Annotated in this window: 23 protein-coding genes; 4 read left to right on the top strand and 19 right to left on the bottom strand. The window is 53.8% G+C overall.

Going from position 1 to position 21,365, the window contains the following annotated elements; genetic code table 11:
- Nucleotides 1-49 precede the first annotated feature (49 nt).
- From ADN01_RS18095 to ADN01_RS18080, 4 genes are all read right to left on the bottom strand, one after another.
- Nucleotides 50-634: a dihydrofolate reductase family protein gene (locus ADN01_RS18095; protein WP_062417129.1), complete on the bottom strand. Its 585-nt coding sequence runs from the start codon at nucleotides 632-634 to the stop codon at nucleotides 50-52.
- 128 nt (nucleotides 635-762) lie between these two features.
- Nucleotides 763-2,028 (bottom strand): RCC1 domain-containing protein, encoded by a 1,266-nt coding sequence (locus ADN01_RS18090; protein ID WP_075071336.1) that lies wholly within the window; start codon nucleotides 2,026-2,028, stop codon nucleotides 763-765.
- Between the two features lie 268 nt (nucleotides 2,029-2,296).
- Nucleotides 2,297-2,794, bottom strand: a complete 498-nt coding sequence (locus tag ADN01_RS18085; protein WP_062417127.1) for a YkvA family protein — start codon at nucleotides 2,792-2,794, stop codon at nucleotides 2,297-2,299.
- A 222-nt stretch (nucleotides 2,795-3,016) separates the two neighbouring features.
- The gene (locus tag ADN01_RS18080) at nucleotides 3,017-3,619 is read right to left on the bottom strand and encodes a hypothetical protein (RefSeq protein ID WP_075071335.1); all 603 of its coding nucleotides are present in this window, start codon (nucleotides 3,617-3,619) and stop codon (nucleotides 3,017-3,019) included.
- Nucleotides 3,620-3,722: 103 nt separating this feature from the next.
- Here ADN01_RS18080 and ADN01_RS18075 point away from each other — a divergent pair, with 103 nt between their 5' ends.
- Together ADN01_RS18075 and ADN01_RS18070 are read left to right on the top strand one after the other, a co-directional pair.
- A complete protein-coding gene (locus tag ADN01_RS18075; RefSeq protein WP_062417126.1) occupies nucleotides 3,723-4,313 on the top strand; it encodes a type IV toxin-antitoxin system AbiEi family antitoxin domain-containing protein in 591 nt (196 codons plus the stop codon).
- On the top strand, nucleotides 4,310-5,206 hold the full coding sequence (locus tag ADN01_RS18070; RefSeq protein WP_062417125.1) for a nucleotidyl transferase AbiEii/AbiGii toxin family protein: 897 nt from the start codon (nucleotides 4,310-4,312) through the stop codon (nucleotides 5,204-5,206). Before ADN01_RS18075 ends, ADN01_RS18070 begins: the two co-directional genes overlap by 4 nt.
- Before the next feature lie 26 nt (nucleotides 5,207-5,232).
- Here the strand turns inward: ADN01_RS18070 and ADN01_RS18065 are convergent, their stop codons facing one another.
- The 3 genes from ADN01_RS18065 to ADN01_RS18055 all read right to left on the bottom strand — a co-directional run bounded on the left by ADN01_RS18065 (nucleotide 5,233) and on the right by ADN01_RS18055 (nucleotide 6,471).
- The gene (locus tag ADN01_RS18065) at nucleotides 5,233-5,628 is read right to left on the bottom strand and encodes a hypothetical protein (protein ID WP_062417124.1); all 396 of its coding nucleotides are present in this window, start codon (nucleotides 5,626-5,628) and stop codon (nucleotides 5,233-5,235) included.
- Nucleotides 5,629-5,842: 214 nt separating this feature from the next.
- The gene (locus ADN01_RS18060; protein WP_062417123.1) at nucleotides 5,843-6,229 is read right to left on the bottom strand and encodes a type II toxin-antitoxin system death-on-curing family toxin; all 387 of its coding nucleotides are present in this window, start codon (nucleotides 6,227-6,229) and stop codon (nucleotides 5,843-5,845) included.
- Nucleotides 6,226-6,471, bottom strand: a complete 246-nt coding sequence (locus ADN01_RS18055; RefSeq protein WP_062417122.1) for an AbrB/MazE/SpoVT family DNA-binding domain-containing protein — start codon at nucleotides 6,469-6,471, stop codon at nucleotides 6,226-6,228. Before ADN01_RS18055 ends, ADN01_RS18060 begins: the two co-directional genes overlap by 4 nt.
- A 181-nt stretch (nucleotides 6,472-6,652) precedes the next feature.
- Between ADN01_RS18055 and ADN01_RS18050 the strand changes: the two genes are divergently transcribed.
- The gene (locus tag ADN01_RS18050) at nucleotides 6,653-7,462 is read left to right on the top strand and encodes a DODA-type extradiol aromatic ring-opening family dioxygenase (RefSeq protein WP_062417121.1); all 810 of its coding nucleotides are present in this window, start codon (nucleotides 6,653-6,655) and stop codon (nucleotides 7,460-7,462) included.
- A 100-nt stretch (nucleotides 7,463-7,562) separates the two neighbouring features.
- Here ADN01_RS18050 and ADN01_RS18045 read toward each other — a convergent pair whose 3' ends face one another.
- From ADN01_RS18045 to ADN01_RS18020, 7 genes are all read right to left on the bottom strand, one after another.
- Nucleotides 7,563-8,510, bottom strand: a complete 948-nt coding sequence (locus ADN01_RS18045) for an alpha/beta fold hydrolase (RefSeq protein ID WP_082142622.1) — start codon at nucleotides 8,508-8,510, stop codon at nucleotides 7,563-7,565.
- Nucleotides 8,402-8,998: a PadR family transcriptional regulator gene (locus ADN01_RS18040; RefSeq protein WP_062417119.1), complete on the bottom strand. Its 597-nt coding sequence runs from the start codon at nucleotides 8,996-8,998 to the stop codon at nucleotides 8,402-8,404. The genes ADN01_RS18045 and ADN01_RS18040 overlap by 109 nt, the downstream gene beginning before the upstream one ends.
- Before the next feature lie 217 nt (nucleotides 8,999-9,215).
- Entirely contained in the window at nucleotides 9,216-9,683 is a 468-nt protein-coding gene (locus ADN01_RS18035) for a GNAT family N-acetyltransferase (protein ID WP_174232581.1), read from the bottom strand.
- 111 nt (nucleotides 9,684-9,794) lie between these two features.
- The gene (locus tag ADN01_RS18030) at nucleotides 9,795-10,349 is read right to left on the bottom strand and encodes a DUF1697 domain-containing protein (RefSeq protein ID WP_062417118.1); all 555 of its coding nucleotides are present in this window, start codon (nucleotides 10,347-10,349) and stop codon (nucleotides 9,795-9,797) included.
- A gap of 108 nt (nucleotides 10,350-10,457) precedes the next feature.
- Complete coding sequence (locus ADN01_RS18025) at nucleotides 10,458-11,117, bottom strand: methyltransferase family protein (protein WP_082142620.1); 660 nt, start codon at nucleotides 11,115-11,117, stop codon at nucleotides 10,458-10,460.
- 166 nt (nucleotides 11,118-11,283) lie between these two features.
- Nucleotides 11,284-11,460 carry a PDDEXK family nuclease gene (locus tag ADN01_RS20380; RefSeq protein WP_113918824.1) on the bottom strand — a complete coding sequence of 59 codons (177 nt, stop codon included), beginning with the start codon at nucleotides 11,458-11,460 and terminating at the stop codon, nucleotides 11,284-11,286.
- A gap of 114 nt (nucleotides 11,461-11,574) precedes the next feature.
- Nucleotides 11,575-15,414 (bottom strand): nSTAND1 domain-containing NTPase, encoded by a 3,840-nt coding sequence (locus ADN01_RS18020; RefSeq protein WP_062417116.1) that lies wholly within the window; start codon nucleotides 15,412-15,414, stop codon nucleotides 11,575-11,577.
- A gap of 177 nt (nucleotides 15,415-15,591) precedes the next feature.
- On the opposite strand from ADN01_RS18020, the gene ADN01_RS18015 reads away from it, so the two are divergent.
- Nucleotides 15,592-16,494: a nuclear transport factor 2 family protein gene (locus ADN01_RS18015; RefSeq protein WP_075071333.1), complete on the top strand. Its 903-nt coding sequence runs from the start codon at nucleotides 15,592-15,594 to the stop codon at nucleotides 16,492-16,494.
- Nucleotides 16,495-16,863: 369 nt separating this feature from the next.
- On the opposite strand, the gene ADN01_RS19475 is transcribed toward ADN01_RS18015, so the two are convergent.
- The 5 genes from ADN01_RS19475 to ADN01_RS17990 all read right to left on the bottom strand — a co-directional run bounded on the left by ADN01_RS19475 (nucleotide 16,864) and on the right by ADN01_RS17990 (nucleotide 21,248).
- Complete coding sequence (locus tag ADN01_RS19475) at nucleotides 16,864-18,804, bottom strand: sortase (RefSeq protein WP_062417114.1); 1,941 nt, start codon at nucleotides 18,802-18,804, stop codon at nucleotides 16,864-16,866.
- A gap of 353 nt (nucleotides 18,805-19,157) precedes the next feature.
- Nucleotides 19,158-19,697 (bottom strand): AAA family ATPase, encoded by a 540-nt coding sequence (locus tag ADN01_RS18005; protein ID WP_062417113.1) that lies wholly within the window; start codon nucleotides 19,695-19,697, stop codon nucleotides 19,158-19,160.
- Between the two features lie 405 nt (nucleotides 19,698-20,102).
- The gene (locus ADN01_RS20270) at nucleotides 20,103-20,330 is read right to left on the bottom strand and encodes a GDCCVxC domain-containing (seleno)protein (RefSeq protein WP_082142619.1); all 228 of its coding nucleotides are present in this window, start codon (nucleotides 20,328-20,330) and stop codon (nucleotides 20,103-20,105) included.
- A 30-nt stretch (nucleotides 20,331-20,360) separates the two neighbouring features.
- Entirely contained in the window at nucleotides 20,361-20,684 is a 324-nt protein-coding gene (locus tag ADN01_RS19470; protein WP_160318465.1) for a hypothetical protein, read from the bottom strand.
- A gap of 204 nt (nucleotides 20,685-20,888) precedes the next feature.
- Nucleotides 20,889-21,248: an endonuclease domain-containing protein gene (locus tag ADN01_RS17990; protein ID WP_062417112.1), complete on the bottom strand. Its 360-nt coding sequence runs from the start codon at nucleotides 21,246-21,248 to the stop codon at nucleotides 20,889-20,891.
- Nucleotides 21,249-21,365 lie beyond the last annotated feature (117 nt).

Here is a 21,365-nt window from a genome sequence, read left to right as displayed (position 1 = left end):
TCCTCGTAGAATCACTTCTGGAATGTTTTCGTCACCGTGATACCGGGCTTCAGTCAAGCACTGCGCTGCGCTCATACTGTGCGATGATAACGCCCTTGGACGTAACCGTGCTGTCCGTCACCTGAAAAGCCCTGTGCAAGGCGCCCTGAGCAAACAGCCGTTTTCCAGCGCCCAGTGTGATCGGATAAATCATCAGCCAAAAGACATCCACCAAATCCTGGCGGATGAGGGTCTGAACCAGCTCGCTGCTTCCCCAAACCTGCAGGTCAGGCCCCGGCTGCTGCTTGATTCTGGCAATTTGCTCAGCCGCGTCCCCGTTTAAGAACACCGAGGGCTGCCACGGGCTGGAGGTGATTGTATGAGAGGCAACATACTTGACGGCCGTGTTCACCCCAGGCCAAATATCTGCATGCTGCGGCCAATACGGCGCCCAAATGTCAAAGGTTTTGCGGCCCAGCAGCAGGTCGAAGGGCAGGCTCATCTGCTTGCGCAGCCTGGCTCCGAGAACCTCGTCCGAATAGGGGCCGATCCACCCGCCGTAGGCAAAGCCGCCGCTGGGGTCCTCATCCGCCCCGCCAGGGGCCTGGATGACCCCATCCAGGGTGATATGTTCATGCACGATGATTTTTCTCATGCCGGTGATCCTTTCGTGCGGGCAGCCGGAAACGCGCGCAGCCGGCCAGCGGCAGCCAAACGTGGATCGTCACGCGCATCTTTTGGACGATTACAGCAGATCCAATATACCTTACCTGCGCGTTGGGATCAAGGAAAGAGCACCGGCTGGGGGTCGGGGCTGGCCTCCATGCTGCCGCGGCCCAGCTGCCCCACATTGTTGTTCCCCCACGCCCAGACCACGCCAAACCGATCCAATGCAAGCAGGTGGTCTTCTGCACAGGAGATGGCAACCATATCCTTGAGGGGCGTCTGCCGAAGTTGAGCCCCTGACTGCATGTCGATTTCCCCAAACCCCACCAGCCACACACTGCCGTCGGCTTTGAGGGCCGCCAACTGCATACTGCAGGCGTCCACCTGCACGGCATCCGCGAAGGCATCCAGGGGCATGGGGTTCGGGTAAGGCTGCGGGTCACCCAGCTTGCTGGGGTCCAACTGCCCGCCCAGGTTGCCCCCCCAGACCCAAACGCTGCCGTCCTGTTTTTGCACCAGGCTGTTGGTAAACCCTGCGCTGACGCCGGTCACATCCGTTAACCCTGGCACCTGTTTGGGTTCGGGATGCTGCCGGGTATCTGCTGTTCCCCAACCCAGCTCCCCGAACTGATTAAAGCCCCATGTCCAAACCGTGCCGTCAGAGCGCAGGACCATGCCGTGATGCCAGCCGGTATCCACCGCGGTCACATCCCCCAAATTCACCACCGGCGCCGGGTTTTCTTGATAGAGGGGGTAATCGGGTGTGTACGAGTCTTTACCGTTCCCCAATTGACCGGCGCTGTCGCCACCCCAGGCCCACACGGAACCGTCTTTCTTCAGAGCCAGGGTAAAGTTGCCGCCAGCCGAGACCGCCGCCACATCCGTCATCCCCGGCACCTGCACGGGCTCCTCATGATACGCTTTGTCGCCGTACCCCAGGCCCAGCTGATAGCGCTCGTTCTGTCCCCAGCCCCACAAACTGCCGTCGCTTTTCAAAGCCATGCGGTGGGTGAACCCAGCGGATACCGCCACCACATCCGTGAGATTGGGCACCAGGGCCGGCGTGAGCAGACAGGCATCCCCGCCCTTACAGGGCGAGTTGTTGGGCCCCAGGTGATAGCTCCCCCACTGCCAGACCCGTCCCTGATCGTCAACAGCCAGGCTGATATTGCTGTTGGCATGAATCGAAACAATCCGCACCGCCGGTGGGGTGGGCAAATCTGGGCTGAGGGTTGGGGGGGCTTCTGAGGGGGGCGGAGCGGTGGTGGGGTTCGGCTTTGGCGAAGGCGGAACGGCGGTGGGGCCTGTTTTTGGTAAGCTGAAGGAGCAGGCCAGGGTAAAAATTACGAACAGAACCAAAATTACACTTTTCTGTTTTTTCATGGTACCCTCTCCGTTTCACCTGACATCCTCTCCGGTGCGAAAGCGGGGGAAAAACGATCGCTTTCTGAGCTTCGGTGACGATACGGTGGGTGCGTTCCCTTCAGACCAAACCAGAACGGAAAAGGGGGCAGCGGTTAACGTTCACAAAGAACGCTGCGGGTCAGGAAGGGCCGCGGCCTTCCATTAATGATTATACTCCTCGCGAAAGGCGGGGCAATAAGTAATCGCCCCCCAGGGGTGGAGGGCGGTTGAAGACTCCAATTACGTACTAATCAAGCTCAGACGGGCCTTCCTCTATGTCATCCTCAACGCTTACCCTCTCGACTTCCCAGGTTAAGAATTGATCTAGATCTGCTTTTATCTGTTTTACGACAAATGCAATAACCGTCGCATCATCAATAAGCCCGCCAGGAAGTACGTCGGGGATCAGGTCAATTGGCGACACAAAATAGATGATCGCGACGATTACCAGTACAATGGATCCCCATGGGATGTCCTGATACTCTCCTTTTACATAAGCTCGCAATAAGCGAAAGAGGGATGTAAGATAACTCCACACTTCTGCCAAAGGGCCTCTGTTAATTTGATAGCTCTTGGCCTTCTTCACTGCGTCATCGAGTAATTTTTTGGCTTTTTTTGGATCACGAGCATATTCTTCAGCCTTGCTTTTGGTTTGTTCAATCGCTTTTGCGACTTGCTTCTTAGTAGGCCTTGTTTTACGGCTGGGGGACTCTATTGGTTTATTGTCGGGCTTCCTAGGTGTCATCGTATTCTCCCTTAAGTGATCAGACAGAAACTATTCCAAAATAAGAAACCATCAACATCCGGTCTTTTCGAAACGCAACCCATGAGCGGGCATGTTTTCACGGGGAACATCCTTACTTTCCCCCTCTGGGTTAATTTTACGCACCCCACCATTCCGCGCAACTCAAAAGCGCCCTCCATTGCTGAAAGGCGCTTCTCGCCGGCCGCTGTGTCAGCGCCATTTTCATATCGAAGCCGCGAGGATCTTCTTGATTGCCGGGCCAATTTCACCGAACGAAGCTTTCACAGGGTTTAACCTTAATAATGCAGCCAGACCAATTGTCCTTTGACACGGCTTTTCAGCATTAAGAACAGCTGTCGATAAAAGGTAAAAATCCCATTGATCTAAATCTAACGGGTCCAGCGTAGCTTTTTCGTGATGGTTTAATAAACAAAACACATAAACATCCGCTTGCCGTTTACATTCACCGCTGTATTCATTCGTGCTGGCTTGCCAGGCTCTGGTTGGGGCAATATCAAACAAGATTTGAGAAGGTTTCGCTTGCGCCCAAGATTGCAGATAGGATGCCGATTTTATCTCCAGTTTAATGCCGTCTTGGGTCTCTAAATCGTAAGCATCCCATTCGCGCCTCGTATTTGCGGCTATGCCTAATGCAGAAGCCACAATGTATTCTGCGAGAACACCGCGCGATGCGTTGCTGGATACATCGGAAAAAGCCCACTGCCAAAAACCGAGCAAGGTATGTTCTAAGCGAATTCCTTTTGCTTTGAAATGTTCATCGCCCTTTTTGCGAGTTACGGTGATTGCGCCTAGAGGTTTTTCCATCTGCGATGACCCTAACCTTCTGCCGTTTTTTGCCCCAGAATTTGCAAGTCGTTGTATAATATTAACTGTACTTTTTAGGAAACACAGTTAAATCAATACGCTCATGAACCGTGCAATTGAAATATTTAAGAAATATAAGGGCACACTCAAAACCAGTCAAGCCATCGCCTTGGGTATTTCTCCGCGCACGCTGTACGCCCTGCGAGACACAGGCTTGATCCGACCGATCAGCAGGGGTATTTATCAGCTCACAGACCAGGAGCTGCCGGGGGATCCCGACCTGATTCGTGTCGCCCTGCGAATTCCAAAAGCGGTGATTTGCCTGATCTCCGCTCTCAATTTTTACGGCCTGACCACCCACATCCCCCACAAGGTTTATATCGCCCTGCCTCAATCGGCGGAGAAACCGCGAATCGAGTTCCCGCCGCTTGATATTATCTGGTTGACAGAGAAACCTTATTATGCTGGGATCACAGAAAAGCAGGTGGATGGTGTGCCCATCAAAATCTATTCCAGAGAAAAAACGATTGCCGACTGTTTTAAGTTTCGCAACAAAATTGGAATCGATGTGGCTTTGGACGCCTTGAAAGATTACCTGAAACTGCCAGACCGGCAGTTGGACCAACTGCTGGAATACGCCCGTATCAATCGAGTGGAGAGTCTGCTGTCACGCTATCTTGAGGCCCTATTATGACACCCGCAAACCAGGCCGCATCCATCCATCAGAGAATATTGAATAAAGCGGCGGCGGATCATAGGCCATTTCAGGAACTGCTTCAGTATTATGCGGTTGAGCGCTTTCTCTACCGGTTGAGTGAATCTCCGCACAGCACATATTTTGTTTTGAAAGGCGCTCTGGTCTTCCTTGCGTGGAAAGCGCCCCTCACTCGCCCCACACGAGATATAGACTTCCTCGGATATACACATAATTCCGTTGAAAATCTGACTCGTATGATTCAGGATGTTTGCATGCAGCCTGTCGAAGCGGATGGTATGATCTTTGATCCACAAAGTGTGGTTGCAGAAGTCATCAAAGAAGAAGCAGATTATGAGGGTGTGCGCGTCAGCTTTCTCGGTTTTCTTGGAAGAACCAAAATTCACATGCGCCTGGACGTAGGTTTTGCAGATGTTGTGACCCCATCGCCGAATGAACTCGAACTTCCAACTATCTTTAAAAACATGGGCAAACCCTGCTTGCGCATTTACCCGCCGGAAACAGTTATCGCGGAAAAATTTCAGGCGATGGTTACACTGGGGATCATTAACAGCCGCGTGAAAGACTTCTATGATATCTGGTTTTTGGCACAATCCATGGAATTAGACTTTCGTACGTTAAACGAAGCGATCATAAACACCTTCGCTCAAAGAAGAACCGATGTTCCTAAGGATCTTCCCACAGCATTAACCTCTAAATTTGCGGAACAAAAACAGGTTTTGTGGTTCGCCTTCCTAAAAAAGAATCAAATCGAGCATGCACCGACGGAACTCAGCACCGTTATCCAGGTGCTATGTAAGTTCTTTGATCCGTGGGTGAACCTATCAGCGAAACCTTTAACCCGTTGGTCTCCAGAAATTGGCTGGGAATGATCGCGCGGCGTGTGCCATCTTGCGATTTACCGGAGTTCTATGCCATCTCGATAATCTTGATAGATTCGTTCTTGCGGGATTTGCATTACCTTTTTTAATGCTTCATGTTGGTCAATCACATGTCGAAACTCAGGACGCATTTTGTGCAAGTCGCCATTGAAACGTTCTATAAAAAGAAGGTATCCCGTAAAGCCGAATTTTTCACCCGGGCTTTCTAATTCATCAACTTTTTGTGCCAGGCTACTCAAAATACCGCTGACAACAGTGCCTTGTTTTGTTTCAGGCATTCTTGATGTTATCTCTGGTAGCGTCAAACCAGGTTCTGGAGAATTGTAAAGGATATTGAATATTGCCAACTGATTTGAGGTGAAATGCATATTGTGAACAACGTACAAGATCGATTTTTCAATTTCTTTGACCATGGGACAATCCTTTCAGCATAACAAGGGGGTGATTTTTTTGCGTACACCAATCAACCTTTGGGTTCGGGCACAGGTCGGCCTTATTCAGACGCAGTTTCAATCAATTTCGGAAAACACCTCTTCTTTGCTCAATTAATTACAACCTCCTATTAATCCTCACTGTCCTGAAAACGACATTTCTTCTTCACATGATACGATTGTTACTGGATAAATTTTACAATGGGCTGCAAAACCGTTGAAACCACGCTGTGATTTCTTCCAAAACAGCCTGTGATTGGGCACACGCGAGCGTAAAGCGGACCATCTCTTCATTCGGAACCAGCAGAACATAACCATTCATGCGCAAAAAAAGCGCCGCCGCGGTAACGGCCGCTCGCTTGTTTCCGTCTAGAAAAGGGTGATTTCGAATGAGCGAATCCATCAATGCCGCAGCCTTGGAGAAAATATCTCCATACAGTTCATTCCCATCAAAGGTCGCCTGCGGCCTCCCCAGCGCTGAAAGCAGCATGGAAAGGTCGCGAATCCCATAAGCGCCCCCCGTTTCCTGAACGAGGCGGCTGTGAATAAAAAGCACCTGCTCCGGGGTGAGGTAGCGGGTCACTTTGCCAGTTCTTCCAAGGCCGGGCGATACTGTTCGATGAAATCATTAATTTGGCGGGCGAATTCTTCATCCACCCCAGTAATTGCCAGCGGTTTTTCGACCGGGCGCACAATGACCTGCCGCTGCTGGCTGTCCAATTCTAAAGAGACGTTCTCGCCCTCAGCCAGCCCCAACTCATCCAAAATTTCCTTTGGAAGTGAAAGAACCACACTATTTCCGGTCTTGAATAAACGCCGCAGCATATCAGCCTCCTGTGCTTACATTGTAAGTATAGCACAGCGTCCTGGCGCATTCAAGCCGAGGCGTGAACGCAGAATCAACGGGTCTGAACCGCCGCCCTTTCCATCACCCGCCCGCCCGGCTGGAGCAAAAAGCGGTACAATGATTCCAGACCGTATCCCCTTACCATCCCCGAGGTGTCGAATGAACCCAACAGAATCGCGCAGCCAAATGCAGGTGGTCTATTTTTCGCACGGCGGCGGGCCGCTGCCCATTTTGGGGGACCCCGGGCATCAGGCGATGGTAGATTTTATGACCCGCCTCCCCCAGCAGCTCACCCAACCCGACCTGATCCTGGTGATCAGCGCCCACTGGGAGGAAAAGGCGGCCACCCTGCTGGGCGCAAAAAACCCGCCCATGTTCTACGATTACTACGGTTTTCCCGAAGCCGCCTATGAAATCCAATACCCGGCCCCCGGCAACCCACAGGACGCCCAGCGGATCGCCGAGCTCCTTTCGCAAAGCCAAATTCCATCCGCTGTGGACGCGGAGCGCGGTTTTGACCACGGGGTCTTCATCCCGCTGAAGATGATGTACCCGCAGGCGGATATCCCCTGCCTGCAGCTTTCTCTGCTGCGCGGCCTGAACCCCGGCGCCCACCTGGCCCTGGGGAGAGCCCTGCGCGCACTCCAGCCCGAAAACATCCTGGTGATCGGCTCCGGGTTCTCCTTCCACAACATGCGGGAATTCTTGTGGAACGGCGTCCCCCGGCAAAACCCGGCCAACGACGCCTTTCAGAACTGGCTGATCGAAACCTGCACCGGCCCGCTTTCACAAAGCGAGCGCGAGCAGCGCCTGTTGGAATGGGAACAGGCGCCCAATGCCCGCTACTGTCATCCGCGTGAGGAACATTTGCTGCCGGTGCATATCTGTCAGGCGCTGGCTAATAAACCCGGCCAAGTGATCTTCGACGACTATATTCTGGGGCTCAGAAGCGTGGGCTTCCTCTGGTAAAAGAAAGGCAAGAGATAAGTACAGCGCCTTCCATTTTTTGAAAGGCGCTGTTTGTTACCCGAAAAGCGCGGACCAACGGGTCCAGACAGCCCGCTGGAGCTTATGCGCTCAAGAAAGGGATAATCTTCTCTGAGAGGTTAACCAGCGCGTGGCTCATCCCCGGGATAATTTCCGCCGTGAAGTGGGGCAGCAGCTTTTCCATCCGCGGGGTGATCTTCTCTACCGGGATCAGGGCGTCTTCGGTGCCGCCAATCAGCAGAGTCGGCATGGTCAGGCGTTTCAGTTCCTCATCGGTAAAAATATATTCCTTTTCCAGGCGGCCGTGAAAATTGGCCATGATGGTGTTCATAAACCGCACGGCGTCCGGGTGCATCTCCTGTCTGCCCATCACCAACTGATTCATCTTTTCGCCGCCCTTACTGCCCAACAGACTGTAGAAAATCGCCTTCAGGAGAAACGAAGTACGCGCGGGGGCAATGCCAGCGGGGGCTAATACAACCAGCTTACTCACGCGCTCAGGCCGGTAGGTGGCAAATCTTAAGGCCGTCCACCCGCCCTGTGAAATTCCTACCAGCGCAGTTGCTTCGATCCTGAGACCGTCCAGAACATCCTCCAGCCATTCGCCGAAATCCAGCTCTTGCCAGGAGGGGCGGTTTTCCGCGCTCTTCCCCGGCTCGCCCGGAAGGTCCACGGCCAGCACATGAAAATGCGCGCTGTAGGCGGCAACATCCGCCACCCACGAAGCCGCATTCGAGGCGGAGCCGTGCAATAGAATCAAGGGCGGCGCGGTTCTTTCTCCGCTCGAAATCACAAACGTATCGCCGTGCCGCGTCGGAATGTATATTTCTTCATGCGGTACAGGCCAACGCGCCAGAACCGCGTCATAAAGGGCCATGATTTCTTTCTTTCCCGCGGGGGATTTATAGATCGGCTTGGCGTTCATTCCTTTTTCCCTTCTTCGGTATGCTTGAGTGCGGAACGGAGATCCCGGATCCACTTCAGTTCGTTTTGATAGAATGCGATCCAGTTTTCCTGGATCTTGTTCCATAAAACGGCCTCCCGCGGCGTGCGCGCCAGCGCTGGGTTGATGTAGGAGTCGCGCATTTTTCCGGAGGGCGCAATGTTATTCTGCTGGGCCATCATCTGGAGCATCGCCGCCTGGATGCGCATTTCATCTTCATACTTCGCCAGCAAGGCGTCCATCTCGTCGTCATCCAGTTGGTCCGCCCAGGCGAGCTGCACCAAGAAGGGGTGGATCAACTGCGGCGGCTCCGGCTGCGAGAGCAGGGTTTTCTTAAGCTCCTCCAGCCCCAGGGCGCTGATGCGGTACAGCTTGCGTGAAGGCCCAGACGGCGGCAGTTCAATCTCCTGCGTGACCCATTCCTTCTGGTGCAATTTTGCCAGCGAGGTATACACCTGGTTATTGTTGCCAGACCAGTAGAGGACATGGGAGCCTGTCATCATCTTTTTAATATCGTATCCGGTCATGGGCCGCATGCTCAGCAGCCCCAAAATGGCAAATTCAATCGTGATCATTCTTCCCTCAATTCGCGCGAAGGCTTACAGTTCATATGGAACATATGTTATTTATAACATATGTTCACACATTAATCAATGCTCATTTCGGGCGAATTGTTGTCTCATTTCAGCGCATTCACTCAGCCGCGGCTGGGCGCCCGCCTTAGGGCAGCAAAAAAGCGCCCCCCATCGCTGGAAAACGCTTTTGGCTTCGCCGAAACAGCTAAATGAAGGGTCAGCCAGCAGTGTCCGAAAACCGCAGCGTCAGACGCAGCATATCAAAGAGCTGAATGCCGTCCTCAAAGATCGGCTCAGGGTAGTTCTTGACGAAGAAGTCATGGTCAATGCGGGTCACCCGAAAGCCCTGCCGCTGGTAGAAAGCCAACTGGTAGCCGAAGGTACCGGTGCCCACCTCCAACTGCCGTGCGCCAGAATTGCGGTAATACGTAATCACCCATTTCAACAGCGCTGTGCCGTATCCAGACTTCTGATAATCTGGGGGCACGGCGATGCTCATCAGCTCATGGGCGCCTTCACCGCACGGCTGTACCACGCAGGCGCCCACCACAACCGCATCCAGTGACGCAGTGAAGCACTTGGACCCTGGAAGATAGGAGCGAATCTTCTCTTCCGAGGGATCAGCCAGCAGCAGCAGTTCGATGGGGGCATGGGTTTCTGGGACTTCTTGAATCAGCAGCGGCATAGGGTTCGGTTTCCTCTCGGTTGGTGTTGGCGAAGCACCCCATCGGGGCGCGTGCGGCTGGGCGCGGACTCTGCCAGGATCGCTGGGCGAAAGTCCCCCACGATTCGAAGCCTACGCGTCCATTTTCCGCAGCAATTCCAGCAGCTTGGTGGTGGTGTTCCAGTTGCGGATGGTCATGGATGCATACCAGGGCGACTCCATAATCTTGTTCAGGCGGCTTTTCGTGCGTTCAGAGCTGAGGCGCTGCGAATAGATCACCCCATCCCCCGCCCAGACTTGGTCCACCCCCTCGCGCGGGTTGAAAGCCGGCAGTACCTGAGCCGCATCCAGCCCCATCAGGAAGATAACATCGCTGTGATACTTCTCCGGCTGCTCGCCGAAGCCTTCGGGTTTGTGCTCAATCACAGCCTGGAGCTGCGCGGGCGTCAGCACCAAAACCTTGACGAAGCCGTTATCCAGCGAAAAGTTTTCCGATAAAACCCCTTCGATCCGGGCTTTGACATCATCGGCGTCCAGGTCGGATTGTAAGAGCACGTTCCCGCTGGCGATATAGGTCGAAACCTGGGAAAACCCGTGCGCTTCCAGGCAGGTTCTTAAACCCGCCATGGGGATGATATTCTTACCGCCAACATTGATGCCGCGCAACAGGACGATATAGGTGTGCATGCTTGCCTCATTCCTTAAGTTAATTCGGAACGCAATGGGCTGAATGATATCACCCAACGGTGTTCGTTCGCAAATCACCCTCGCGTGGTACGTGTGGGCGGACGTGGGTTACTTAACCGTATGTATCCTTAGCAGCTTAGGAAAAAACATGCTGGTCCTTTTGCGGTATTCACCATACTCTTTTGCTGCCAATGTCATCAGGTAATTTTCTTCGGCACGTGATTGAAAATAAATTGCAATCCAACCGATCATACCGAGCAACGGCAACCAAATACCAGTAAACAAGAATAAAGCAAGGTTTAGAACAGCTGCAGCTGCATAACGTGGATGGCGAATGATTTGATATGGGCCTTGCGTTGCCAAGACGAACTCTTGAGGCGGGGTTGTGTATAAGGGCGTATAGTTGGGGTTAAAAACCATGGCGAGAAAACCAAAAATGGTGTCTAAAACGAACAAAATGCTTCCACCCACGTTCACACAAAGCGGCAAGTTGACTTTTACAAACGCTGTGTATTGATTGGTTGACGATGAGAGCAAGTCCGCGAGAAGGAGAATGACCGTCGCGATATTGACAACAAACACAAACAGCACGCCTATTTTTGAGAGAATTGTCCCTGGCGGTTTCGATGAGGTGGACACACGGGAAACGACTGTCTTTGAGAAGTGATGTGGAAACGCACTTCGTAATAGAAATCTATTGACACTATACAACACAAATAGTGCAGCCCATGTTATCGCGATGATCAACAACCGGTTTTGGTTACTCATCGGATGACCTTTTCGGCGAGCGCCTAACGGTTAACCTGACCCGCCTGTGAGCGGAACGAGGCACACTTTAAAATGAGTATAAGCCCAAAGTCAGGAAAATGCCTATCAGTCGCGGTGAGTTAGATCCATTAACCGGTAGGGTGGGTTGAATTTAAAACCCACCACTTCAACAATGGTAATTATACGTCCCAGCATAAAAAACCGCCCTCCATCTCTGAAAGGCGGTTCCCGATCCAAGCTGCACCCTCACCCCCATCTCCAAGATCTTTGGCAGCACCTCTTCCAAATTCTCCATCCCCTCATGACTCCAAAATCGCAGCACCCGGCAGCCCTTCGCCTCCAGATAAACCGTACGTCAAATTCCTGGATATCGCCAAAATAATAGCTATAAAGACAGGAGATTTACCCGTATTCACAATATCAGTTCAGTCGAATTTGGAGCGGGCTAGTTGCTGTGTCAGGGACAAGTTTCACGATGCAAAAACTTCTGGCATTCTTCAGTGTTCAATACTCGGGTAACGCGTTCTCTGGCAAGCACCACCAGATCATTCGTTTGCGTTGTGAACCATCTGACATTCCCGTCCGCCCCTGCCGTAACCAGGCGCTTTCCATCCGGGCTGAACGAGACGCCAAAAACATTCCCGGCATGGCCGTAAAGACTGAATAATTCTACGCCAGCGGCAACATCCCAAACTTTGGCAAGACGGTCAAAACTGGCCGATGCGAGGCGGGAGCCGTCCTGACTAAAGCTAAGACGCGCCACCAGCCCGGCATGACCAGACAAGGTGTGCAATTTCTTTCCCGATTGAATCTCCCATAAGGCAATCGTGCCGTCCTGCTGGCCGACTGCCAAAAGATTGTCATCTGGGCTGACGGCAATGCCGTAAACATCCTGTCCGCCAGCGGAGAATTTTTGTAATTCCTGACCCGTCGCCGCATCCCAACGGTAGACCGACCAGTCAATGCCGCCGGTAAATATGCTTTTTCCATCCGAACTAAAGGCCACGCCCGACCACTGTTCGGGAAAAGTCAGGAGTTCTCGGCCAGAGGCCAAATCCCACAATTTCGCCGTTCCATCCCAACTGGAAGTGACCAACTGGCTTCCATCTGGGCTGAAAGCGAGATCGAATACCAAATAGGTATGACCCGGCAAGGTCATCACCCATTGGCCCGTCTCCGAATCCAGGATGAACACCTTTCCGGTTGCGCTTCCCACCGCCAATTGCCCACCATCCGGGCTAAAAGCAAGGCTCGTCAGCCCATCTCCAGGTGAGAGTGATCGTGTAAATTGGCCTGTCACGGCATCCCAGAGCACTGCAATTCCATCGGCGCCAACAGTTGCCAGGTGGGTTCCATCGGGGCTGTAAGCAATGTCCCAAACGATGTCAGTATGCGCCGTAATGGTGAGCAATTCCCGCCCGGGAGCGGTGTCCCATATCTTGAGTGTCCCGTCATAACCCGAGGTGGCGATATGCGTTCCATCCGGGCTGGCGACAACGGAGGTGACGGTGCTGGTATTGCCCGCAAGCGTAAACATTTCCTGACCTGAAACCGCATCCCAAACCCGGGCAGTACCATCTTGCCCGGCAGTGACCAGGCGTTTTCCGTCGGGCAAAAAAATCACGCCGTACATTCCAGAATTCCCACGCAAACTCCAGGCTTCCTGACCGGTGACCACGTCCCAGACCCTGAGTGTGCCGTCCTCGCTGGCCGCGGCCAGCTGTGTGCTGTCATGATTGAAGGCAACGCTATGCACATTCCCACTCAGGGTCAAACTGAGCAATTCCTGACCGGTGACAGAATCCCAGGTTCTGACCATCCCAGCATCATCGCTGGTTGCCAGCAGTTTGCCATCCGGGCTATAGGCAATACCATCGCAAGGTTGGCTGTGGCCAACCAGAGAGAATATCTCTTTGCGCGTGGCAATATCCCAGATTTTTGGGCTGCCGTCCATGTGCGCAACTGCAAGGCGGCGGCTATCTGGGCTAAAACTGAGGTGTACCATCTCGTTGTTCGGCGCGCCGCTTACATTTCCAGGCAGATAGAACAATTCCTCGCCTGTCGCCGCATCCAGAACCAGCAGCTTCGTGTTCAGTGCAGCGGCCAAAAGTTTACCATCCGGGCTGTACGAAATATCATAACCCACACCGCCAGACGCATTCAACACTGTAAAAACCTGCTCTCCGTTGGATGCATCATAGACCTTAATATCACCATAGGCGCCAATGCTGGCCAGATGGCTCCCATCTGGGCTATAAGCCACACCCGCCGCACCGCCTTGATGAGATGAAGGAATCGTACGCAAAAGATGTAATTCTGGCAGAGCTTGGTGAAGCGCGTTGCGCGCTTCGAGCGTGTCGGCTTGCTCCAAGGCGTGCAAAGCCAGCTGCACACTGCGCTCCGGGTCAATTTGCAGGTTGTTAACGGCTGCGGCAGCCAGTTCCCGCGAGTTGGCGAGTCTTGCGTTTTGAGAAGCGCGCTGCCCATACCAGGTGACGGTAACGGCCAACAGGACTGCAAGGATGGATACAAGAGCCAGGAAAGCATTCCGCTTGCGTAATTGCTGTGCTGCGTTGGATTGCTCCTCGGCTCGGCGGGTTTCTGTTTCGGCCAATTTTTGGGCAGCCTCCAGTTCGCGCTTGCGCTGCGCCTCACGCTCACGAGATTCTTGTTCGGCCAACGTCTGGGAAGCTTCAAGGAAGGCGCGTTCCTGGATGTTCAAAACGGAAGCATTGGCACTGCTCCACTCAAGCGCCTGGGCCAGCCGCGCTCCACGGTACAGCCCATCCGGGTCATGCTGTCGGTTCTCCCATTCAAGAGCTGACTCGGTCAGGTGGCGGTGTAAGCGCAAACCCTCACGGTCCTCCTCCAGCCAGCCGCGCAGGGTGGGCCACTCACGGATCAGAGCCTCATGCGCCACCTCCGCTGTGTTTTGGTCGGTGGTAATCAGGCGGGCATCAGCCAGCGTGTTCAAAACCTCGCGAACAACAGCCCACTGCTCGGGCGTTTGAGTAAGTTCAGCAAAATTGACCCGGCGGCGGGTATCGGCAGTCGTGCCCTCGCTGCCCAATTCAGTCAGGCGCAGGAAAATCTGACGAGCAATGGGGCGTTGTTCCGCTTCCAATTGGTCAAAAAAGACGGCTTCGGCGGTTTCCGCGATGGCACTGCGAACGCCGCCAGCCGCACTGTACCCGCTCATGGTCAACATCCGCCCGCGGCGCCGCTGCCAGGTTTCCAGAAGAGCGTGTGAGAGCAGCGGCAGTGCGCCGGGTTCGGGCGCATGACCGGAATCAGCACCGAGGTCGTGGAGCAAAATCTCCACCAGGCCCGGTTCAATCTCCCAGTGACCGCGCCGGGCCGGTTCCTCGATGGCACTGCGCAGCTCGTCGGCGCTCATTGGCCCAATATATTCCTGATGCTGAGCTAACGCCTGGCGCAATGGGTCAAAACGGGCGCAATGGGCATAAAAATCGGCCCGCAGGACGATGATGACAATGGCTTTACCGCCCGGATAGTTTGCTGCTGTCAGCAGGTTTTCGACAAATGCAGCCTGTTCCGTTTCGCTGCGGCAGAGGGTAAATAACTCCTCGAACTGGTCAACCACCAACAGGGTGTGGGCGGTTGCGGCCCTTTCCGCAATCCGGTCCAAAGCCTGGCATAAGCCCTGAGGATTGCCTTCCAAATCATCTACAAATTTCCTGGCTGACAACCCGCGGCGAAGTTCCTCGCTCAGGCACACGGCCAGGGCTTCCAAAGGATGGGCGGTCGGCGTCAACGTGTAAACCGGCCAGCCAGAGGAGGCTGTCTGCCAACGCAAGGCCGGAATCAGCCCGGCGCGCACGACCGAAGATTTCCCGCTGCCCGAAGCGCCAACCACTGCCAGGAAACGCTGCCCGGTTTCCAGGCCGGTGGTCAGTTTCCCAAGCAGAACCGCCGTCAGGGTCTCACGTCCGAAAAACAATTCAGCATCCGATTCGCCAAAGTAATACAGGCCCTTGTACGGGGCCAGTCCGGTTGCGGGGGCATCTTCTCGGCGCATAGCAGCTGCCAGCTCCAGCAGACGTACGGCGACTTCTGGCTGATCATCAGCATGTAAGGCGGGTAGAAAACGAGCCGTCAAAGTGGCCAGATCGGGCAGGCGTTCGTTTTGTTCGAGGCGGGAAATTTGCGTATCGCTGTAGCCGACCGCAATGGAAAGTTCGCGCTGGGTAATACCGGCGCGGCGGCGCAGGTATTTGAGCAGGTCACCAAAGGTGGTGAATTGGTCAAGTGCAACCCTCACGCTGGAAACTGGCATGGTGACTCCTTTCCATACCTTTCAGTATAGTGATTTTCTATGCAAGTGGGGAATTTTGTCAAATATTGTCAAGTTTCGCAATCGGCAGGATGTTACGCTACCCATGAGGTTGGCGAAGAATTGGGTGTCTGACCTCACCTGAAATTTCGATTGACTTGAGGTAAAGGAGTGATCCAAATGAAAACCCTGTTAAAAAATCTCGCGTTGTTACTCTCGATTCTGGGGTTGGGGCTGACGAGCTGTGCTACCCCGGCCACCCAGCCCCCACCGCCCCCAACATCTGTTCCGGTGGCGGATAATCCGCCGGAAAAAATGGTGCTGGAGATGGTGGAACTCCTGAATGCGGGCGACATTGAAGGATCGCTGGCCTACTTTTCCGAGGATGTCATGAGTTACATCATCGGCTTGCCTCCCACCGGGATGGAGGTCTATGCCGGGAAAGAACAACTGCGCACCCTGTGGCAGGATAGCGTCGACAACCATTTCCAATGGGAAGTCGCTCTTCCCCGTGTCAATGGGAATGTGGTTTCTGTCAGCACCAAAACCTGGCACGACTTTACCCGCCAGTTAGGTGTTGCGCCTCTTTCCTGGTATGACGCCTATGAAATCAAGGATGGCAAAATTATCGCGTATTCGACCACCATCACCAGGGAATCGTTGGCAAGTTTGAAAACAGCCCTGGCCGAAGCGATGCCGCCCGAACCCACCTCTGCTCCGTCCACGAATCTGCCCGCATCCGAGATGACTGTCACCATCGCAGGAGGCACCTGTACTACCGATAATCCTCTCACCCTGCGGGCCGGTGAAGTCAAAGTCCATCTGAATATCAAGGATCAGAACAAACCCCTCTATGCCTTGACGCTCTTCAACCTGGATGAGGGCAAGGATCTCTTGGATCTGATGGCTGCCACAGTCGGGGAGCCGCCTTCTTGGGCAGATATGCTCTTATTCAAAGAAGTGGAACCGGGTACAAACGCAACGTATACCTTCACCGTTAAAAAGGGGCCAGTCTACCTCGTCTGTTGGGCAAAACCGCTCGAAATTCCGATTGGAAATGCCGGCCCTCTTGAAGTGAAGTAAACCCAAGTGGTAAATAGAATCAAAACACAAACTGGCAGCCAGCGTCAGTTTGTGTTTTGATGAAAGCTAAGGTCGTTTGACATTTCATCCTGGCCACATCAAAATGCCAGCAAAGCTGAGGAAATCGAGATGACGATGATCTAGCCGGTAGGGTGGGTTCGATTTTGAACCCACCACTTCAACAGAGTCAATGATACGTCCCACCATAAAAAAACTGCCCTCCATCTCTGGTAGGCGGTTCTTAATCCCGGTGTCGAGCCTGTGGGCGCCGATGAGCCATTGGCCCCTCCTGCCTGCCCATTTTGAAAACCCAAAATGGGGGAGAGAATATTAAAGCACACCCTTTGGGGCTATCCCCATCTCACCGCCCTACGGCGAATGGATCGTGATGTTGACCAGCACAGCGCGCACCATACGGCGCGCGCCGTAGGTGGCTGTCTCTTCATCGAAACCCTCACAGGTCAGCAGTGTGAGCCAGCTGGACGATTTTGACTCAAATGCCAGGTCAATCTGGTCAGGCTGGATGCGCAGATTCTCTGTCACTTCATAGGTATAGCGCTGTTCTGCCATCCGCACCTCAATTTTGTCGCCGTAGCGCAGCTTGTTCAGGTGTGCAAACATCCCCGGGGTATTATCCGCATTCCACACGTGCCCGGTCAGCACCGAGTTGCCAGACCAGGTGGGGAAGGAGGAGTTCTCCAGCCAACCGGCATTGTTCCCCAACCAGGATACATCCCATTCGCTGCTGACAAAAGGCACGCCCAGGATGGGCATTTTCAACCCCAGTTTAGGGATTTGCAGGGTCAATTCCGTCGCGGCGTAGGCCTTTTCTTTGGGCTGACGTGGAAGTTCCGCCATAATCCCAGGCATGAAGCCTGTATCAGGCAGCTTTTCGGGGTCGTCCTTCGCTGCCGTCACGCGGAAATTCGCCACGGTATCCAGGCCGCCGTTGATCTTATTCCCATACGAATCCTGAATGGAGGTGCTTCCGCAGACCAACAGCCGGTAGACGCCAACCGGCAGCGGCGCTGACAGATTGAGCACGGCCTGAAATGGGCCGGCGCCGGAATTGCTGCTGTACACCGCGCTGGCGATGTTCTTTTGTTTGTCGTCGCCTTGCCGCCCGCCAGAGCAGGTGAGCGTTTCAAGGGTTTGATTGAGCCCCTGTTCCACCAGGAGATAGTTAATGGGGTTATCCGCGGCATTGACCGAGCCGTCATGAATCACATCTTTGTCAAAAGTGACCTTCAACTGGGTTGGGCCTTTGCTCAGCGCTGCGCCATCCTTCGGAACCGTATCCATAACCAGCGGCGCCGGGGGCAGCGTGTTTGTGATGGTGGGGGGGATGGGGGTCGCCGTGACTGTGCTGGTTGCCGTCGGGGATGGAGTCACGGTAAACGTGGCTGTATTCGTAGGGGTCAGCGTATCTGTAGCTGTGTTGGTCGGCGTCAGGGATGGAGCCGGGGTAAAAGTTTCTGTATTCGTAGGGGTCGGAGTCGCTGTGTCTGTCACCGTTGGGGATGGGGTCATCGTGAAAGTTTCGGTATTCGTGGGGGTCCAGGTGACGGTGGCGGTGTGCGTGGATGTACCGGTGCGGGTGACTGTGGGGGTGGGCGTGGCACAATCGGCCGCGCCGCTGGCCACCTGCACGCCGTTGTTGTCGCGGATCACAACCGTTAGCTGGCCGTACAGCCCGCTAATCGTTAACTGGAGCGAGCTGCCTGTGTTTCCGGCGGCGGTCAGAGTGAACGGGCCCGAAGTCAGGAAAACGCTGTTCTGATACAGCTCCCAGGTGTAATTGACCGTCATTGCCCCGCCCGTGTTGGTGATGGTGAAGACAGAATTTCCGGCACCGTCGCAGCTGCCGCTCAGTGTAATGCTTGGCGGAATCGGGGTTGCGGTGGGGGTGCGGGTGACTGTGGGGGTGGGCGTGGCACAAGTGGCCGCGCCGCTGGTCACCTGCACGCCGTTGTTGTCGCGGATCACAACCGTCAACTGACCGTACAGCCCATTAATCGTTAACTGGAGCGAGCTGCCTGTGTTTCCGGCGGCGGTCAGAGTAAATGGGCCCGAAGTCAGGAAAACACCGTTCTGATACAGCTCCCAGGTGTAATTGACCGTCATTGCCCCGCCCGTGTTGGTGATGGTGAAGATAGAATTTCCGGCACCGTCGCAGCTGCCGCTCAGTGTAATGTTTGGCGGAATCGGGGTTGCCTGGGCCAGAGCAGGAGAAGGCCATACCAGGCTGATGAGCAGCACCAAAAGCAAGCTGAAGAGTACGGTTTTTTGTTTGAGTAGGTATTGATTCATCACGATCATTCCTCAACGATCATCATCGATGCTTCAGGTTCGCACCTGGCCCCAAATGGGTGATCAACATCCATACCTTCGGGCAAAACCTGTCAATGGTTCGCTGCCGCTTTCTCGACCCCTTCAGTGTCACAGGAAACCCCCGCCGCGCTCCGCACCCCGCAGCCTACCACCTTGAGTTAGGGCGTTTCATAGCACTGGGAGGGTTTAATTTTTGCATATTCACCCATAAGATACCATTGGCAACCCATCCACATGTCAATGACCCTCTTTTCCAAATCTTAGTTCTTCTTCATTCTGCCCGTAAGGCAGCCAATCGAGTTTGCAGCGATGGGGGGTATGCCGCCGCGGTGTCAGGCTGAGCTGCGGCTGAGGATTTCTCTGACTGTCTCCTCAATACTCAGGTGGGTTGTGTCGATCAGGATCCAGCCGGCTGCACGCAGAGACTCCATCGAAGCATTGAGCTGTGCGTACACCGAACGGATGCCGATATCAATGTACTCACGCGCCGGATCATCCCCGCTGCGCTTCAAATTGCGCGCATGGGCGGTTTCCTGCTCCGGCAGCAGCAGCACCTTATGGATCCCGGGCTGGTCGGCAAATGCCCGATACTCGCTCAATTGATGCGGGTCGAAGAAATCGTCCATCACCACAGCAAAACCGGCCTTCTGATACTGGAAAGCCATATGAATCACACTCTCCCGAGCCAGGCCGACTTGCTGAACCAGTTCACGGCTCCAATCCAAGCTCGGCAGAACCAGGCCAGACACAACCATATCGCGGATGTCGTCGACAGGGATGTGGATGCTTCTGCTGAATTTCGAGGCCAATGCTCGGCTCGTGGTGCTCTTGCCCACCGCGGGAGGGCCAACCAATAAATATATGGGCTGCATCCGTATCTCCGATCCGGTACCTTCGCTGGCCGTCCACAGGATCCGCCTGCAGATCAGCACGGATCATGATCCAGTTATTTATACACCATCTTTATCTAATTTATCACATTTTCCAAAATTGTGGGTGAGAAAAAAGGATGGATCAGGCTGCTGTGGGCGCCCTGAAAAAGGTACCCCTACACGCGGCTCGGTCTGCGGGGGAGAGGTGAGAGTATTGATTTTACGGCAGGCGTTACCGGCGGGCGCGGGATTTTGCGGACAAAACCACCAGATGCCGAATCCGCTCGCCTGCCCCGCGTTACTGGCGGGGTTGGAGTCGCAGCCCTGAAAGTGCAGGCAGCGCTCGCCCGTGTCCAGTGCGCACTTTGTTGGCACGCTTTTGACCTTAAGACTCACTTGCTTTTATCAACCCTCAACATCGCCAAGTATTTCTCGTTGTTTCGATGGGCAATGTTTATCTGAATACGAACAAAAAACACAGCAATCACCTGCTTTGGGTCGAAGTATAGCCCCGCAACGGGAGCATTTATAGATAATAGCTCAAGTGTCGGGCGGCATTTGCTCGTGTTTAGCGAATTGGCACTTTGGGCAGGTAATAACTGCTTCAAAATCTATGCTTGCACTATCTTTCATTTTTTCAATGGGAATCATCTTTATCTGATCCTATCTTGCAAATTTGTTGTAGGTATATCCCAACAACGCTCCTAAAATTAGCGTCATAACGGCTATTGGAAGCAAAGAAAAAGGATTATTCCAACCAATTATAAAAGTGCTTGGGAGTAAACAAAGAAATGGAATAATTATGCCTTTGAGGATTGGATGTGCTGTCAAATTAGATGTGGATAACATAAAGCCTGACACAACCCACAGAAAAAACGCCGATAAATTTGCGTCCCAAGTTAAGCCTTGAAGTAACATGGGAATTACATCAAGTACGCCAGCAACCACCCCAAGTAATAAGCCAACAGCGATTTTCTTTTTCATCATCCTAGCCTTCTTTATACATAGTGTGAAAATATGTTTGTTTTGCAAGGGGCGTGCTAACAGCTGGCGTTACTTACGCTGGGGCGTGGACAATGCGCAGAATTTAGTAATCTCTGGTAACGAACATCACGCCCCACCACTGCAATTATACAAAATACTGCAATCTACACACAAAAACCGCCCTCCATCTCTGGAGGGGCGTTCTCGTTACCTCCCTGAACTCCCCATCTCCATAATCCTCAACAGCACACCTTCCAAATTCTCCATCACCTCATGATTCCAAAAGCGCAGCACCCGGTAGCCTTTCGCCTCCAGATAAGCCGTGCGCTCAGCGTCATACGCTTGTTGGAACAGGTGCTGGCTGCCGTCCACCTCGATGATTAATTTCTGGCGCGGGGCGCAGAAATCCACAATATACGGCCCGATGGCGTGCTGGCGGCGAAAATGAACATCGTTCAGGCGGTGGGCGCGCAGCACCTGCCACAATCGGGCCTCTGCCTCCGTCAGGTGATGGCGGAGCTGGGCGGCGTATTGGAAGGTTGAGATGCGCGTGCGCCGATGCGCCATTGGCCCCTTCCTGCCTCCCCCATTTTGAAAACCTAAAATGGGGGAGAGATCATTGTGTTGCACTAGAGATTCTTACTCTTAGTATACAGCATTCCCTCCCCAAGTATTGCAATAATT

It is taken from the genome of Levilinea saccharolytica (assembly GCF_001306035.1).
Lineage (GTDB): Bacteria > Chloroflexota > Anaerolineae > Anaerolineales > Anaerolineaceae > Levilinea > Levilinea saccharolytica.
The sequence above is the reverse complement of the archived record's forward strand: the minus strand, read 5'-3'. Positions and strand labels throughout refer to the sequence as shown.

What these genes read in the sequence shown, in the direction of transcription:
- ADN01_RS17990 (WP_062417112.1), bottom strand. Translation starts at nt 21,248, where the DNA reads ATGGCGCATCGGCGCACGCGCATCTCAACCTTCCAATACGCCGCCCAG.
- ADN01_RS18020 (WP_062417116.1), bottom strand. Translation starts at nt 15,414, where the DNA reads ATGCCAGTTTCCAGCGTGAGGGTTGCACTTGACCAATTCACCACCTTT.
- ADN01_RS18080 (WP_075071335.1), bottom strand. Translation starts at nt 3,619, where the DNA reads ATGGAAAAACCTCTAGGCGCAATCACCGTAACTCGCAAAAAGGGCGAT.
- ADN01_RS18050 (WP_062417121.1), top strand. Translation starts at nt 6,653, where the DNA reads ATGAACCCAACAGAATCGCGCAGCCAAATGCAGGTGGTCTATTTTTCG.
- ADN01_RS18065 (WP_062417124.1), bottom strand. Translation starts at nt 5,628, where the DNA reads ATGGTCAAAGAAATTGAAAAATCGATCTTGTACGTTGTTCACAATATG.
- ADN01_RS18005 (WP_062417113.1), bottom strand. Translation starts at nt 19,697, where the DNA reads ATGCAGCCCATATATTTATTGGTTGGCCCTCCCGCGGTGGGCAAGAGC.
- ADN01_RS18055 (WP_062417122.1), bottom strand. Translation starts at nt 6,471, where the DNA reads ATGCTGCGGCGTTTATTCAAGACCGGAAATAGTGTGGTTCTTTCACTT.
- ADN01_RS18030 (WP_062417118.1), bottom strand. Translation starts at nt 10,349, where the DNA reads ATGCACACCTATATCGTCCTGTTGCGCGGCATCAATGTTGGCGGTAAG.
- ADN01_RS18045 (WP_082142622.1), bottom strand. Translation starts at nt 8,510, where the DNA reads ATGGAACAAGATCCAGGAAAACTGGATCGCATTCTATCAAAACGAACT.
- ADN01_RS18025 (WP_082142620.1), bottom strand. Translation starts at nt 11,117, where the DNA reads ATGAGTAACCAAAACCGGTTGTTGATCATCGCGATAACATGGGCTGCA.
- ADN01_RS18015 (WP_075071333.1), top strand. Translation starts at nt 15,592, where the DNA reads ATGAAAACCCTGTTAAAAAATCTCGCGTTGTTACTCTCGATTCTGGGG.
- ADN01_RS18075 (WP_062417126.1), top strand. Translation starts at nt 3,723, where the DNA reads ATGAACCGTGCAATTGAAATATTTAAGAAATATAAGGGCACACTCAAA.
- ADN01_RS18085 (WP_062417127.1), bottom strand. Translation starts at nt 2,794, where the DNA reads ATGACACCTAGGAAGCCCGACAATAAACCAATAGAGTCCCCCAGCCGT.
- ADN01_RS18040 (WP_062417119.1), bottom strand. Translation starts at nt 8,998, where the DNA reads ATGATCACGATTGAATTTGCCATTTTGGGGCTGCTGAGCATGCGGCCC.
- ADN01_RS19475 (WP_062417114.1), bottom strand. Translation starts at nt 18,804, where the DNA reads ATGAATCAATACCTACTCAAACAAAAAACCGTACTCTTCAGCTTGCTT.
- ADN01_RS19470 (WP_160318465.1), bottom strand. Translation starts at nt 20,684, where the DNA reads ATGATGAAAAAGAAAATCGCTGTTGGCTTATTACTTGGGGTGGTTGCT.
- ADN01_RS18095 (WP_062417129.1), bottom strand. Translation starts at nt 634, where the DNA reads ATGAGAAAAATCATCGTGCATGAACATATCACCCTGGATGGGGTCATC.
- ADN01_RS18035 (WP_174232581.1), bottom strand. Translation starts at nt 9,683, where the DNA reads ATGCCGCTGCTGATTCAAGAAGTCCCAGAAACCCATGCCCCCATCGAA.
- ADN01_RS18090 (WP_075071336.1), bottom strand. Translation starts at nt 2,028, where the DNA reads ATGAAAAAACAGAAAAGTGTAATTTTGGTTCTGTTCGTAATTTTTACC.
- ADN01_RS18070 (WP_062417125.1), top strand. Translation starts at nt 4,310, where the DNA reads ATGACACCCGCAAACCAGGCCGCATCCATCCATCAGAGAATATTGAAT.